The 14,082-nt window shown below is 36.7% G+C and carries 13 protein-coding genes; 10 read left to right on the forward strand and 3 right to left on the reverse strand.

All coding sequences use genetic code 11. The features are described from left to right. Window positions 1-771 precede the first annotated feature (771 nt). Together FFJ24_RS06725 and FFJ24_RS06730 are read left to right on the forward strand one after the other, a co-directional pair. Complete coding sequence (locus tag FFJ24_RS06725) at window positions 772-1,233, forward strand: VOC family protein (protein ID WP_246862760.1); 462 nt, start codon at window positions 772-774, stop codon at window positions 1,231-1,233. Between the two features lie 68 nt (window positions 1,234-1,301). Beyond that, on the forward strand, window positions 1,302-2,447 hold the full coding sequence (locus FFJ24_RS06730) for a serine hydrolase (protein WP_138823732.1): 1,146 nt from the start codon (window positions 1,302-1,304) through the stop codon (window positions 2,445-2,447). A gap of 3 nt (window positions 2,448-2,450) precedes the next feature. Here FFJ24_RS06730 and FFJ24_RS06735 read toward each other — a convergent pair whose 3' ends face one another. Together FFJ24_RS06735 and FFJ24_RS06740 are read right to left on the reverse strand one after the other, a co-directional pair. Beyond that, window positions 2,451-2,654 (reverse strand): hypothetical protein, encoded by a 204-nt coding sequence (locus FFJ24_RS06735; protein WP_138823734.1) that lies wholly within the window; start codon window positions 2,652-2,654, stop codon window positions 2,451-2,453. 8 nt (window positions 2,655-2,662) lie between these two features. Further along, the gene (locus FFJ24_RS06740) at window positions 2,663-2,884 is read right to left on the reverse strand and encodes a DUF3606 domain-containing protein (RefSeq protein WP_138823735.1); all 222 of its coding nucleotides are present in this window, start codon (window positions 2,882-2,884) and stop codon (window positions 2,663-2,665) included. Window positions 2,885-3,168: 284 nt separating this feature from the next. On the opposite strand from FFJ24_RS06740, the gene FFJ24_RS06745 reads away from it, so the two are divergent. The 6 genes from FFJ24_RS06745 (at window position 3,169) to FFJ24_RS06770 (ending at window position 8,929) form a co-directional block, all read left to right on the forward strand. Then, the gene (locus FFJ24_RS06745) at window positions 3,169-4,380 is read left to right on the forward strand and encodes a glycosyltransferase family 87 protein (RefSeq protein ID WP_138823737.1); all 1,212 of its coding nucleotides are present in this window, start codon (window positions 3,169-3,171) and stop codon (window positions 4,378-4,380) included. Window positions 4,381-4,488: 108 nt separating this feature from the next. After that, window positions 4,489-4,662, forward strand: a complete 174-nt coding sequence (locus tag FFJ24_RS06750; protein ID WP_210419479.1) for a DUF3606 domain-containing protein — start codon at window positions 4,489-4,491, stop codon at window positions 4,660-4,662. 9 nt (window positions 4,663-4,671) lie between these two features. Then, a complete protein-coding gene (ligD, locus tag FFJ24_RS06755) occupies window positions 4,672-7,368 on the forward strand; it encodes a DNA ligase D (protein WP_138823741.1) in 2,697 nt (898 codons plus the stop codon). A 51-nt stretch (window positions 7,369-7,419) separates the two neighbouring features. Then, window positions 7,420-7,716 (forward strand): Dabb family protein, encoded by a 297-nt coding sequence (locus tag FFJ24_RS06760; protein WP_138823743.1) that lies wholly within the window; start codon window positions 7,420-7,422, stop codon window positions 7,714-7,716. Between the two features lie 483 nt (window positions 7,717-8,199). Further along, on the forward strand, window positions 8,200-8,397 hold the full coding sequence (locus FFJ24_RS06765; RefSeq protein ID WP_138823745.1) for a hypothetical protein: 198 nt from the start codon (window positions 8,200-8,202) through the stop codon (window positions 8,395-8,397). 37 nt (window positions 8,398-8,434) lie between these two features. Next, the gene (locus tag FFJ24_RS06770) at window positions 8,435-8,929 is read left to right on the forward strand and encodes an RICIN domain-containing protein (protein ID WP_138823747.1); all 495 of its coding nucleotides are present in this window, start codon (window positions 8,435-8,437) and stop codon (window positions 8,927-8,929) included. A 56-nt stretch (window positions 8,930-8,985) separates the two neighbouring features. Here FFJ24_RS06770 and FFJ24_RS06775 read toward each other — a convergent pair whose 3' ends face one another. Further along, a complete protein-coding gene (locus FFJ24_RS06775; protein WP_138823749.1) occupies window positions 8,986-11,484 on the reverse strand; it encodes a TonB-dependent receptor in 2,499 nt (832 codons plus the stop codon). Window positions 11,485-11,643: 159 nt separating this feature from the next. Between FFJ24_RS06775 and FFJ24_RS06780 the strand changes: the two genes are divergently transcribed. Further along, window positions 11,644-12,810, forward strand: coding sequence for a DUF3095 domain-containing protein (locus FFJ24_RS06780; protein WP_138823751.1), 1,167 nt, complete (start codon window positions 11,644-11,646; stop codon window positions 12,808-12,810). Between the two features lie 106 nt (window positions 12,811-12,916). After that, window positions 12,917-14,062: a PAS domain-containing sensor histidine kinase gene (locus tag FFJ24_RS06785; RefSeq protein ID WP_138823754.1), complete on the forward strand. Its 1,146-nt coding sequence runs from the start codon at window positions 12,917-12,919 to the stop codon at window positions 14,060-14,062. The last annotated feature ends 20 nt before the right edge of the window (window positions 14,063-14,082 follow it).

A 14,082-nucleotide genomic window follows, 5' to 3' on the forward strand; every position in this document is an offset into this window, starting at 1 on the left:
TTTTTCTTTTTTACCGGTTTTAGCGTCTTTACAGGTCTTAGCGTCCTCGCTAAGACCTTTTTTATGAAATTTATTTTTTGCCACGGAGGCGCAGAAACACGGAAAATTCCTATCGATCTGTCACTCTGAGCGTAGTCGAAGAGCCTTAAACTAAAGTATTCAGTCAATATTGGTTCTCTTTTTTTTTATAATTTATTTTTTTGCTACGGAAGCGCAGAAACACGGAAAATTTCCTATCGATCTGTCACTCTGAGCGTAGTCGAAGAGCCTTAAACCAAAGTATTCAATCAATATTGGTTCTCTTTTTTTTATAATTTATTTTTTTGCCACGGAAGCACAGAAAACATGGAAAATTCCTATCGATCTGTCACTCTGAGCGTAGTCGAAGAGCCTTAAACCAAGTATTCTGTCAATATTGGTTCTCTTTTTTTTTATAATTTATTTTTTTGCAACAGAAGCACAGAGAACACGGAAAATTCCTATCGATCTGTCAATCTGAGCGTAGTCGAAGAGCCCTGAACCAAAAAATTCAGTCAATATTGGTTCTCCCGTGCGCACAAATGAGAGTGGTTGGAGTTATTAAATTAATAATAGATTTAGAAGGGCCGTCATTTCGAGCGCAGCAGATAAATCTTTTAAATTTGATTTCAATAACTTGGTTCGAAGATCTCTCCATTACGCTGCGCTTCAGTCGAGATGACGATTTTTCTTTTTTTAAATAACTTTTCATCTTTTTTTCAAAATATTCCTTTATAAATAGGATATTTAAGCATGAAAAAAGTCTTCCTAACCAGCATTATTTTATTTTCTATCCTATTTCAAAAAGCCATGGCGCAAAATAAAACCGAAAATGTACCTGCAGTTTTAAATCATATCGCTGTTTATGTAAGCGATCTGAGTAAAGCCACTATTTTTTACGAAAGTGTTTTCAACCTTAAAATGATTCCTGAACCTTTTAAAGATAACCGCCATACCTGGTTTACCTTAGGGCCAGCCGGACAGTTGCATTTAATCCAGGGGGCAAAAGGAAATGAAACTTTTGATAAAAACGGGCATTTATGTTTCAGTGTTCCATCGGTTGACGATTTTGTAATGAAACTGAATGCTAAAAACATCAGTTTTGAAGATTGGGCAGGCAAAGAAAAAGGTATTACTCTTCGAGTTGATGGTGTAAAACAGATTTATTTCAAAGATCCGGACGGTCATTGGCTTGAAGTAAACGACGCGAAGTAAATTTTTTACTACGTATTAACTTTGTTTGGTCTCATCACTTATATTTAGTGCTTAGCCCCGATAAACTCATGAAAATATCTTGCCTTAAGCATCTTCTTGTACTTCTTTTACTTTTTGGGATAACGCAACAGTCAAATGCCCAAAATGAAAAAGCCGAAGCCGATTTTCAGCAGGTTATGGAGAAATACAGTGCTATTGGCGCTTCAGTAGCTGTAGTAAAAGATGGCCAGATTATTTATACCCATTCGTTTGGTTTAAAAGATTTAGAGAAAAAACTGCCTCTAACCGACCGGGATATTTTTAGGATCGCTTCGATTTCTAAATCTTTTTCGGCAACATCAATCATGCAATTGGTAGAAGCGGGAAAAATTCATTTAGATGATGATTTCGGTGATCTGGTAGGTTTTAAAATCAGGAATCCAAAATTTCCTGATCAGAAAATTACCTTAAAAATGGCCTTGTCGCATACCTCCGGTTTAAATGATTCGCAGGGCTATTTGAACCTCGATGTAATTAATCCGGATAAAAACCCCGATTGGGCCAAATGTTATAATGATTATCCGCCAGGAAGCAAATTTGATTATTGTAATCTCAATTTTAACCTGATCGGCACCATCATTGAGAAAAAATCAGGAGAACGTTTTGATAACTATGTGAAAAACCATGTTCTGAAACCTTTAGGCCTTTATGCTGGTTATTGTGTCGATTCTCTTGATAGTACCCGTTTTGTAAGCCTGTATGAATATCATGCTGATACAAAATCTTTTAGTCCTTCGCCAACCGCTTATGCTCCAAGGAGAGCCGAAATTGCAAATTATGTGATGGGTTATAGTACACCGGTTTTTTCGCCAACAGGAGGGATGAAAATTTCTGCTAAAGATTTAGCTAAATACATGATCATGCACATGAATTACGGCACCTCGAATGGCGTTAAAATTATAAGTAAAAATAGCGCTAAAAAAATGCAAACTGCCTTAACTGATGATGAAGGATATGGCTTGGCCATCAGAACTGCAGATCACCTGATACCCGGGGTTAAACTTAAAGGACATACTGGCTCTGCTTATGGCTTATATAGTACCATGTTTTTCAATCCCAAAGAAAAATTTGGATTTGTAATCATCACCAATGGAATAAATGCAACTTATACCGATGGTTTCCCCGATTTCAGTCGCGCCGCTATTAACAGTTTGTACCAATCTTTTCTTAAATAAGATTTAAAGCAAGTTTGCCAGACCATTTTTATTCGAAAAGGTTGTTAAAATTTTAATACAGGCTTTGGGATGATTGATATTAGTTCCTTTCACTTTACCGTCAAAAACATTTTTTACAGGTGCCAAATCTATCAGATGTGAACAATCGGTAATTGTGTGATCATCTGTTTTTACTAAATTTCTGTTTTCGTTAATCTCGTAATCCATCTTCTCCATTATTGATTCGCAAACCTTTGATAAGTACTTCCGGATTTAATTTTCTCCATCATTAAATATTCTTTCAATATTGAAAATTCCATACTCTGAATGGCTTTAACAACTGATTTTAGTTGCTCACCTGTTACCCCTAAACGGGCTGCCCAATAATTGCGGTCTTGTTCGTCTGCGATTTCGATAAATTCTTTCCTCGCATTCATCGAATTTAATTGATATTCCATCTTATGAATTTTTGGTTAGTAATATTTAAGAAACACTAATAAATTACTTTTGGTTTTGGAGTTTTGTCAGTAAATTCTCAGATAAAGTAACATACCTGTTGAACAAATGAAAAATTACATAAATGACGATGATTTTTTGCTTTAAAAACCATCTAAACGCTTGATTTCAGCATATAAATAGCGAGCATAGACTAATTTGAAGAAATTAGTAATATTTTCTTTACAAAAACATTAGGTTTTGTTGAATTACATTTTTATTATTGTATTGTAATATAATTTTTACAATGCTTAATTATTTTCTAACCAATAATCAAAGTCTGTATCCAAGTCGAAAATATTATCAGGATAACCGGTTTGTATTATTTCTTTGGGTACTGATTACCCTGATTTTTGTAATAGATTCGTGGGCAACACATCGTTACAATAATTACCTGATTTTCGAGAATACATTTAGAAACTTACTGCACGAGCATTCGCTCTATGCTGTTTATCCGGCTTATCATGATGATGCGAATCATTATGGTCCCATTTTTAGTATGTTAATTGCCCCATTTGCAATCTTTCATAACTGGATAGGATTATTGTTATGGAACCTGTTTAACTGTTTCCTGCTTTTTAAGGCTATACAAACTTTGCCATTAACTGAAGATCAAAAAATAATTATTGGATATATTGCCATTCCCTGTTTGATAGAATCTATGCTTAACCAACAGTTTAATGCTGGTGCAGGTGCACTGATGATATTGAGTTATACGCTGGTGAATAAAAATAAAGGGATATGGTCGGCACTTTGCATTGTACTTGGTACTTTTATCAAACTTTACGGTATTGTAGGCCTGGTTTTTTTCTTTTTTGCCAAAAAAAAGCCGGCTTTTACCTTATGGTTGATTATGTGGTCGATAATATTATTCTTATTGCCCATGCTTTTAGCGTCTCCTGATTATGTGGTTCACTGTTATGTAGATTGGAAAAACTCTTTAATAGATAAAAACATGGTCAACGTGTTAGGCGGAGGGATCGATATTTCCATTATGGGTTTCTTTAGGGAGCTTTTTGGTGAAAAGAAAATACCGAATTTTCTATTCCTGATCCTTGGTGCCGTATTATTTATGTTGCCATTTATAAATATATCGCGTTTTAAAAAATGCAGATTCCAATTGATGATCCTGTCATCGGTATTGATTTTTCCAGTATTATTCAGCACTGGAGCGGAAGACTGTACATTCATTATTTCTATTGTTGGGGTAGGTGTATGGTATGTGAGAGAAAGTAACGCGGCTATGAAAAAGGTATTATTGCCCATTTTACTTCTAATTACGTGTAATTTCCCTCTATTATTATTTCCGGTATTTGCGAAATCGCACCCGTTATTTTTGGCTATTATCAGCCTGCCTTATTTTCTGGTGTGGTTAAGGGTTGTTTATACCGCTACTAAAAACAGGTTCGCCTATGCAGAAGAAACAGAGTCGGAAATGGTTACTGTGCTAATAGATTAAATTTTAAAATTTTATTTTTTTAAAGGTTTTAATACCCGTTTATAAAAACAGATATTAAAACCTTTTTTGTTATCAGGCTGTTTTATAGCAATGTAATCAAAAATTATTATGGATGATAAACAAAAAAACGGGGGTGCTGATCGCGGTAGGATCAACATTAACGAGGATTATGAGCTGGATTATTGGTCAAATAAATTTGGCGTGAGCAAAGATAAGCTAAAAGCAGCTGTGCAAACGGTGGGTACTTCTGCCCATGCAGTAGAAGATTTTTTAAAAAAATAAACATTGATTATGAGTCTGGAAAAATATGTTGCCAAGCGCGATTTCTCAAAAACGGCAGAGCCCAAATCAGGTGAAAGCAGCGATCCGAACAAGTTGCACTTTGTGATCCAAAAGCATGATGCATCACGCCTGCACTATGATTTCAGACTTGAAATGGAAGGCGTTTTAAAAAGCTGGGCCGTACCAAAAGGTCCGTCAACCGATCCCAAAACCAAACGTTTGGCCATGATGGTAGAAGACCATCCTTACGATTATAAAGATTTTGAAGGCATTATTCCGCAAGGCGAATATGGTGGTGGAACTGTAATTGTATGGGATGAAGGTACCTACGAACCAATTGAGGCTATAAAAGGCAAAAAAGCACAGGAAAAGCATCTTTTAAAACAGTTAAAAGAAGGTTCGTTAAAAATTAAATTGAACGGAGAAAAACTTCAGGGCGAATTTGCGCTGGTTAAAACGCATGGGATGGGCGAAAATGGCTGGCTGCTCATTAAACATAAAGATGATTATGCCTCCACAAAAGATATAACCAAAGAAGATAAATCGGTTCTTTCAGGAAAAACTATCGAAAAGATGGAAAAAACATCAGATAAGGTTTGGAAAGAAGGAAAAGAGCAAAAAATAAAGCCCGAAAGAAAAAATCCCGGGCCGAAGGTTAAAAAACAAACAAAACCAGTAGGGGATGATAAAAGCATTGATGTGAAAGCCATCCTGAAAAAAGCGCCAAAATCGGCTATGCCTAAAAACATAAAACCCATGTTGGCTACGTTGGTGGATGAGCCATTCGATGATCCAAACTGGCAATACGAAGTAAAATGGGATGGATACCGGGCTTTGGCTTTTATCAACAAAGGAAAAGTGGAGCTCTTTTCGAGGAACAATAAATCATTTAACGAAAAGTTTTATCCTATTTACGATCTGCTTAAAGAATGGAAAATCAATGCCGTTTTGGATGGTGAAATTTTAGTGTTAAATGATAAAGGCATATCCAATTTCGGTTCATTACAAAACTGGCGAAGTGAGGCAGATGGTGAACTTGTTTTTTATGTTTTCGATATCCTTTGGTATGAGGGCAAAAACCTGATGGAAATGCCGCTTAATGAACGCCAGGCCATTTTAAATGATATTTTGTCTACAGATGATGACCGTGTGCGTTTAGGTAAAGTTTTCAAAGCCAGTGGTGTCGATTTTTTTGATGCCGCACAAAGGATGGGGTTGGAAGGCATCATCGCTAAAAAAATGGATAGCACCTACGCTCCCGACCGAAGATCGAAAGAGTGGTTGAAAATTAAAGTGCACAAACGCCAGGAGGTTGTTATAGCCGGTTTTACCAAAAATGCCGATACCTCCAAATCTTTCAGCTCCCTTTTACTGGGCTTATATGAAAAAGGAAAATTGCAGTATGTAGGTAAAGTTGGTACCGGGTTTTCCGATAAACTGCAAAAAACAATGATGGAGCAGTTTAAGCCTATTATAATAGATAAAAGCCCTTTTGAAAGTATCCCCGATGTAAATAAACCATCCCGTTTCAGACCAAATCCACCGAAGGCAAAAGCCACCTGGTTAAAGCCGCAGTTGGTTTGCGAAGTCGCTTTTACTGAAGTAACCGAAGATGGTGTTTTCCGTCACCCTTCCTTTCAGGGGATGAGGGAGGATAAAAAAGCGAAAGAAGTGGTTCGGGAAGAGGAAAAACCTACTCAAAAGGTTGTTGGTAAGGTGAAAGAAAAAGAGGAGCATGCCCATGCTATTAAACCGCCCAAAGGAAAAGAACCCAAAACCTTATTAAACCCTAAAGATGAAACACAGGTAAGAAAAATTAAAGGCCACGAACTTAAATTTACCAATTTGAGCAAAGTGTATTGGCCAGAGGATAAAGTAACCAAAAGGGATATGTTTAATTACTATTACCAGGTTGCTGATTATATTTTACCTTATCTTAAAGACCGGCCACAATCGCTTAACCGTTTCCCCGGAGGCATCCACGGGCCAAGTTTTTACCAAAAAGATGTAAAAGGAAAGGCACCAGATTGGACAGAAACTTTTCCGTACGAAAATGGCGAAGGGGAGAAAAAGGAATACCTGGTAGGTACGGATGAGGCTTCTTTATTATGGATGGCCAGTTTGGGCTGTATTGAAATGAACCCTTGGTTTAGCCGTGTGCAACACCCTGATAATCCTGATTATTGTGTCATCGATCTCGATCCGGATAAACACTCTTTTGATCAGGTGGTTGAAGCTGCCCTCGAAACCAAAAAAGTGCTTGATGCAATTGAAGTACCCAGTTACTGCAAAACTTCAGGCTCAACAGGCATGCACATTTACATTCCTTTAAATGCTAAATACGATTACGATCAGAGTCAGATGTTCGCTAAAATCGTTGTAAATCTGGTACATAAACAGATTCCTGACTATACTTCATTAGAGCGAATGGTAGCTGCAAGAAAAGGAAAAATGTATCTCGACTTTTTGCAGAACAGGCCAGGGGCGACCATCGCCGGACCATACTCTTTACGGCCAAAAGTGGGGGCAACGGTTTCCATGCCTTTACATTGGGATGAAGTAAAACCTGGTTTGAAGATGAAAGATTTCAATATTTTTAATGCGATAGATCGTTTAAAAGTTGAAGGAGACTTGTTTAAAGGGGTTTTAGGTAAAGGTATAGACTTAAAAAAAGCCATAAATAAGGCCCAAAGTGTTTTTGGATAAAGATGAATGATCTTTTCCCGCTTTGATTATATTTGAAAAAAAATTAAAATAATGATAGCACACCACGTTTTATTCTGGCTTAAAACCGATACCACTGACGAGCAAAAAACTGCCTTTCGCAATGGCTTACAAACATTAGAAAACATTGAAGTTGTTAAAACTTTTCATATTGGCGTACCAGCCCCGATTGAGCGTGCCGTTGTAGATACTACTTATACTTTTAGCTTGCTATTATTATTTGAAGATTTGGCTGCGCATGATGTTTACCAGGTTCATCCATTGCATAAAGCTTTCCTGGATGAATTCAGGGTTTATTTCGAAAAAGTTGTCATTTACGACGCAGAATAAAGATTTCATGCCTCCGATAAACCGGAGGCATTTTTTAGGTTTTGATTTCTAATGGATTTCTGAATAGCACATTGTTATACAGAACAGTCATTACCTTCATTAGGGGGCATCGGATAAAATGTAATGAGGATACAGAAAAGCCTTAAGTATATACTGTGCTTTATTCAGCGTGCCCTGTGGCTCAATGTGATTAAGGTAAGCTCATTAGCACAGGTGGAAATAATTTAACCACAGATAAAAAGGATGCACACAAATGTGAAAATCCATGTTTATCTGTGTACATCTGTGGCTAAAAACCTTAACTTAATGACATTGGCTTGCTGGCTAAACGGTTTTATAAATAAATGTGCTCTGCTCAACTGGTTTATGAAATCGTATATCACTAATTAAAAATACAATTTTATATACTTATTTATAAAGAATTTGTAATGCTGAAAAACCAAAGTGTTTTTGATTGCGTAAATGTTTTAAACCGCGATCATTATGGAAAAAACAGCTAAACTTATTAAAAGAGCATCAATTAATATAAATCAGTTGGATAGCATTAAAATTGGTGATTTTTTATCTGATGAATATGGTAAATCGGGTAAGGTTTGTGAAATTGAAAAGATAAACCGTCATGGTGAATATCATTATTACTTTAAACTGCTAAAATCGGGTACCATATTGATTATTCTTTAATTCTTTCCAGGTTTAACAAATTGATTATATTTATGTTATGAGAAGATATCTTATAGCATTGTTTTTTTTATTGCTTGTTAATCAAGTTGTTTTGGCTCAAGCCATTAAGGGTAATTTCGCCATCAAAAATGTGCTTACCGGCATGCTGTTGCGCGTAAAAGATGCCAGCGGTAAAAATGGAACACCACTGGTAGCTTACCAACCGCAGAACTGGAAATGCATGACCTGGAATTTTATTGCTGTTGAGGGGAATACTTATCAGTTAAAAAATCTCTTTACCGGAAAAACTTTTCAGCCAAAACCTAATGATCAAATTTTAGAGGAACAGCCTTTAACCCTGGGCAGCGATATTCAGCAATACGAATTCGAGCCTGCCGGAAAACATACTTATTTCATAAAACTCAAAGGAACCGATCTTTACCTCACGCCAGAGGATAAAAAAGTAACTACAAATTCAGCCATTATCCTGGCAAAGAAAACGAAAACCAAGGAACAGCAATGGACGATATATGAGCAAGCACCTACGATGTAAATGCAAAAAGCTCCATATCACTAAAACTGGAGCTTTTTGTTGATAGGCGCTTTTGCTTAAAATTTATAAGCTAATGTAGTCATAAACTGACGTGGAGGAATTGGGTTAACACTGTAGTTCTCATGTACAAAGTAATTTAACTCATTCGTAATGTTCGAAATTTTAGCCAATAATGAAAGCTTTTTCCAGTTGTAGCCGGCAGATAAATCGAATGTGGTAAACGCAGTTAAAGGAATTAACCTGCTATAAGTTTGTACCTTGGTGTCATTGTAACCACCGTTACGCGAACCTGTATAATAAGCAGATGCACCAAGCTTTAAGCCTTTAACACTTCCTTCCTGAAAAGTATAAAATAAAGTTCCGTTTGCAGTGTTTTTGGTAGAACCTACTAATCTTTGTCCTTCTATCACACCACCCACTATAACATCTTTGGTGGCATTAGGATCGGTTTGTGTTGGAGCTGCTATTTTTAAAACTGTTCTATCACGGGTTTCGGTATAACGAATAAAGTTATAACTATAACCTGCAATAAAATTCAGGCCTTTTACAATTGTACCTGTAATATCTAACTCTAAACCATCGCTTAACGATTTTCCATTAAGTTCCTTGATGTTTGCATCACCATTTGGTGCACCCTGAGCATTGATAAGGGCCTGTTGTGCATATTTGTCATTGGCAATTCTATACCAGGTTAGGTTAACTGATAACCTGCCTTTAAATAAATCATTTTTAACACCAGCTTCATATTGTTGCAAAGTTGAAGGATCTAATGGTGCTAAGTTAATGTCAGTTCCGGTATTTTGAACAAAATTGCTCGAATAACTTGCATAAACTGATGTCGTTTTCAATGGTTGGTAAATTAAACCAAGTTTTGGGGTGAAAGCACTTTCTACTTTAGATTTGTTTAAACTGTTTACGCTTAAAGTTTGTATGCCAGTGGCCAGGTTTGTGGTAACCGTTCGAGGCGTTTTTTGAAAGGTATAACGAACACCTGCAAGTACTTTAAATTTGTCTGTAACCGAGATCAAATCCTGAACAAAAGTCCCCATACGATATAACGGTGCAAAAGTTTCTGAAACAGTGTTTACGTTTGGCTCAATACCCGATCCGAAATAAGTTGATGGATCAAGCAGGTTAACGGTACCATAGTTAAAGGTAGTTAAGTTATTATTGTAAGTAAATCCACCACTCGTTGTGCGTGATTGATCTGCATCGGCACCAACTAATAACGTATGGGTTATGTTACCGGTTTTAAAGTAACCATTTAAGTTAATCTGCTCATTGTAAGTAAATTCTTTTGTTTTAGAACGGGTAACATTACGTAAAGCAAGGCCATATGGAAGCGGATTGGCTGCTTTTGTATCTGCAAATGGACGTTCTGCACTGAAATAATTACGGTTGTAAGATTGTAGGTTGGCCAATATATTCAACTTCCAGTTATCATTAAATTTATGGTTAAGGTTTAATTGTGTAGTAGCGGTATTCGTTTTATTGTAGGCCCAAGGCGCATTCACAAAAGCCTTACGGCCTATGTCTGCAATCTGGTTCTCCACCGTACCGATACCAAAATCTGGTGTCATGTTGCTTTTTAAATAATCACCTTGTAACAAGATGTCTGTTTTCTCGCTAATTTTATAGAGCAAAGATGGATTCACATAAACTCTGTTCGAGGTTACACTGTTTCTAAAGCTGGCTGCATCTTCATAAGTACCGATTAATCGAAAAGCCAAATTTTTAGTGATCGGGCCATAAATATCTGCGGTTGGTTTATACATATCGTAGCTACCAGCACGCATCGAAACTTCTCCACCATATTCGAATTTAGGTTTTTTCGTTACCATATTCACTACAGCACCGCCACTTACGCCACCATAAAGTAAGGCTGCACTTCCTTTTAAAACCTCAACCGATTCTAAAGTACTGGTTTCGGGCATACCGCCACTGGTAGCACGTGATCCATTTTTGAAAACGTTGTTGGCGCCTAAGCTATAACCACGGGCAAAGAATGTTTCGCCACTTACCGATCCGCGGTTTTCGCCAAAAGCAACGCCATTTACATTTTTTAATACATCACTTAAGCGGTTTGCCTGTTGATCGGTAATTACCTGGTTCCCGATAATTTGTACAGCCTGCGGAAGATCCATAGGAGCAATTGCAATTTTACCTAGGTTAACTGGCTTTCTATTGGGGGTTTTATAACCGTTAATGGCTACTTCATTTAATTGTGAGGAAGATTCTGCTATGACGAAATCTGCATTTACAGTCTGACCGGCAATAACAGTAATTGATTTTTCCTGAGCTGAAACACCAATAGCAGATGTTTTAATCGTATAAGTACCAGGTGTTATATTTTTGATGATAAAGTTACCTTTCTCATCAGTTTGTGTCGTTTTACCTGTGTTTTTTAAACCAACATTTACATACACAGCTGGATTGCCATCACTTGTTTTAACTGAACCTGAAACAGATCCGTTTTTGATTTGTGCCATTGTATTCCCTGCTAAAAACAGAAAAAGAGCTATAGTATTTAAAAGAATAGCAAATTTTTTATTCATTTTATTTAGATTAATTCTTAGGTGGCGCAAAGGAACTGTTTAATAAGCATAATAGCAAAATTATTTTTATTCGTTCTAAATAAGATTAATGATTCTGTGAATATTTTTGAAATATATATCATCTCCTAATACGTATATTAGAACTGTTGTATCAGAACTATGCCAAGTAACCAGGATCATTTTTATTCCAATCTTTCAACTAACAAAATTCTTTTATACCAGCTATTGGTTAAAAAGCATTTGTTTAAGCAAATACCTTTAGATTGGCATGTAATCATTACTGATATTAAAAGTTCTACAGCTGCCGTTAATGCAGGTTTGCACGAAAATGTAAACCTTATTGCAACAGGGAGTATTGTTGCAGTGCTCAATACTGCTTTTAAAGCCAATATTACGGTGCCATTTTTCTTTGGGGGTGATGGAGCGACCTTTATCGTTCCACCTGGAATTGTAGACGGCGTGATGAAATCGTTGCTGAAATATAAGAATAACACCAGCGAAAATTTTAATATTGATTTAAGGGTTGGAATTGTACCTGTTGCAGAAATTTATGCCAGGGGACATAACCTTCAGATTTGTAAGTTTGCTAGCGCTGAAACATTTTCTATACCAATTGTTTTAGGAGATGGCTTGGCCTACGCCGAAAAATTGATCAAAGGAGAAGATTACCTGTTATCGGGCCACGATACTGCCAGTGATGAAATTGATTTAAGCGGTATGCAATGTCGATGGGATAAAATTGAACCACCAGAGAATAGTGAAGAAATTGTAACCCTTATCGTAATTGCACAGGACTACGGGCAACAGGCGGATGTATTCAGCAAGGTGATTCATCACCTCGATCAGATTTACGGCTCTCCTGAAAAACGACAGCCGATTTCGGTTTCTAAACTGATATTCAGGACAAGTTTTAACAGTCTGGGCCAGGAAATGAAACACCGTTTAGGGAAGATCAAATTTTTTGAACTTGTTAAGTCATGGTTCATCAATATCTATGGATATATTTATTTCCGAACAGACCGTGGTAAAAAATACCTGAAGCAACTTGTCGAAATGTCGGATACACTGGTAATAGATGGCAGGATAAATACAGTAATTACCGGTACCGCAAAACAACGTTTGGCATTAGCGCAAGTCCTTAACCAGCTTGAAAAAAATAATGAAATTTTGTACGCTTTTTACGTAAGTGGCGAATCGGTGATGTCTTGTTATGTAAGGGACCTGGAAGACGACCATATTCATTTTGTTGATGGAGCGGATGGAGGATATACCCGGGCCGCAGGGATCCTTAAACAAAAAATAAGCCATAAATTTAATGTTGAGTGATAAAAGTCAACAATTTAACAAACTACCCCAAACATTTGTGAAGGCTACTTGTATGATACTTAGTCTAATTCGATTAATCAAGATATCAGCATAGTCTACCTTAAATATGGAAAGTTATTCAAAGGTTTTAAGTAACGATCAACTTTTAGAGGTTCTTTTCCTATCTAAAGATGCAACAGCCATATACACGTCAGAACAAATCGTAATCGAAATGGCCAACGATGCCATGATTTCTTTTTGGGGTAAAGACCGCTCTATTATTGGCAAACGCCTGGAAGATGCCGTACCTGAGTTAAAGGGGCAGCCTTTTATTAATATGCTGAAAAATGTATTGCTAACAGGCATTACGGATAGTGGTGATGCTATCCCTGCCGAAACGATGAGAGATGGTAAGTTACAGACCGCTTATTATACCTACGAATACCGGGCCATTAAGGACGATTCAGGAATGCCATATTGTATTCTTCATACCGCGAGCGATGTTACTGATATTATGAAGGCAAAAAAAGCGATCAAGGAAACAGAACTGCAGCGGGAAGCGCTGGATCAGGAACAGATTTTAATCGGCATAAAGGAAGAACAGCAAAAGAATGATTTTATCAGTATGGTAAGCCATGAGCTGAAAACGCCATTAACTTCTATCAGTGCTTACGTACAGTTAATGCAGAGTCGAAGTTTAACAGATGCTTTTATCGCAAATACTTTAGCTAAGGTGCAAAAGCAGATCCGGAAAATGAGCACATTAATCAGCTCTTTTTTAAATGTATCGCGTTTAGAATCAGGAGAAATTCAATTGAACCTATCATATTTTGATCTGAATAAACTAATTCACGACCTTGTTGAAGATTTAAGTTTAGTATATCCGACTAATCAGATTGATTTTAAAGGGGGAGATTCTAAATTAATTTACGCAGATAAAGATAAAATTGGCTCTGTAATTTCAAATTTAATTAGCAATGCGGTAAAATATTCTGATCAGAATAGTACCGTTTTGATTCAATCTGCAAGCAGAGAGAATGAAATGAATGTTTCTGTAACGGATCATGGCATTGGCATTCAGGCCCATGATCTGGAAAAAATCTTTGATCGGTTTTACCGTGTAGAAAGCCACAAAACTAAAACCATTTCAGGTTTTGGGATAGGTTTATACCTCAGCGCAGAGATTATTAACCTCCATAACGGGAAAATATGGGTAGAAAGTAAGTATGGCGAAGGTTCTACCTTCCATTTTGATATTCCACTTGTTCCTTAGCTGATATATTCAAATAAAAA

The organism is Pedobacter sp. KBS0701 (assembly GCF_005938645.2).
GTDB lineage: Bacteria > Bacteroidota > Bacteroidia > Sphingobacteriales > Sphingobacteriaceae > Pedobacter.

Coding starts and splice junctions, on each gene's coding strand:
- FFJ24_RS06725 (WP_246862760.1), top strand. CDS start 772: ATGAAAAAAGTCTTCCTAACCAGCATTATTTTATTTTCTATCCTATTT.
- FFJ24_RS06735 (WP_138823734.1), bottom strand. CDS start 2,654: ATGGATTACGAGATTAACGAAAACAGAAATTTAGTAAAAACAGATGAT.
- FFJ24_RS06785 (WP_138823754.1), top strand. CDS start 12,917: ATGGAAAGTTATTCAAAGGTTTTAAGTAACGATCAACTTTTAGAGGTT.
- FFJ24_RS06745 (WP_138823737.1), top strand. CDS start 3,169: ATGCTTAATTATTTTCTAACCAATAATCAAAGTCTGTATCCAAGTCGA.
- FFJ24_RS06780 (WP_138823751.1), top strand. CDS start 11,644: ATGCCAAGTAACCAGGATCATTTTTATTCCAATCTTTCAACTAACAAA.
- FFJ24_RS06765 (WP_138823745.1), top strand. CDS start 8,200: ATGGAAAAAACAGCTAAACTTATTAAAAGAGCATCAATTAATATAAAT.
- FFJ24_RS06775 (WP_138823749.1), bottom strand. CDS start 11,484: ATGAATAAAAAATTTGCTATTCTTTTAAATACTATAGCTCTTTTTCTG.
- FFJ24_RS06760 (WP_138823743.1), top strand. CDS start 7,420: ATGATAGCACACCACGTTTTATTCTGGCTTAAAACCGATACCACTGAC.
- FFJ24_RS06740 (WP_138823735.1), bottom strand. CDS start 2,884: ATGGAATATCAATTAAATTCGATGAATGCGAGGAAAGAATTTATCGAA.
- FFJ24_RS06750 (WP_210419479.1), top strand. CDS start 4,489: ATGGATGATAAACAAAAAAACGGGGGTGCTGATCGCGGTAGGATCAAC.
- FFJ24_RS06770 (WP_138823747.1), top strand. CDS start 8,435: ATGAGAAGATATCTTATAGCATTGTTTTTTTTATTGCTTGTTAATCAA.
- ligD (WP_138823741.1), top strand. CDS start 4,672: ATGAGTCTGGAAAAATATGTTGCCAAGCGCGATTTCTCAAAAACGGCA.
- FFJ24_RS06730 (WP_138823732.1), top strand. CDS start 1,302: ATGAAAATATCTTGCCTTAAGCATCTTCTTGTACTTCTTTTACTTTTT.